At 55.8% G+C, this 326-nt stretch carries 1 protein-coding gene; it reads right to left on the minus strand.

All coding sequences use genetic code 11. The features are described 5' to 3' along the window. Window positions 1-326 (minus strand): Ig-like domain-containing protein (locus tag B5G52_RS22150; protein ID WP_254911270.1); only part of this gene is annotated, 326 nt, incomplete at both ends.

Raw genomic sequence — 326 nt, forward strand, 5'->3', positions numbered from 1 at the left:
CCTGCGCCATCACTGATCACAACCTCCGTCGTGTAATCACCTTGCGCTAAGGCGTTGGGTACTTCCACTGACCAACTGCCGTCGCTTTGCACGCTCGCGGTGAGGGTTTGTTCAACGCCGTTTGCATCCGTGACGGTCACCGTCACTGTGCCACCAATTTCATTACTGGTGCCGCTGAATTCTGGGGTCACATCACGCCCATCCCCCACACCATTGACAGTGAGGCTCGGTGCGTCTGTATCAATCACGCCTGTCACTGTCTCTGTGGTTTCGTTGCCCACGCCATCACGCACACTCACATCCACTGTAAACTCACCATCGGGTAA

Source organism: Pseudoalteromonas sp. A601 (assembly GCF_002165575.1).
In the GTDB taxonomy this organism is placed as follows: domain Bacteria; phylum Pseudomonadota; class Gammaproteobacteria; order Enterobacterales; family Alteromonadaceae; genus Pseudoalteromonas.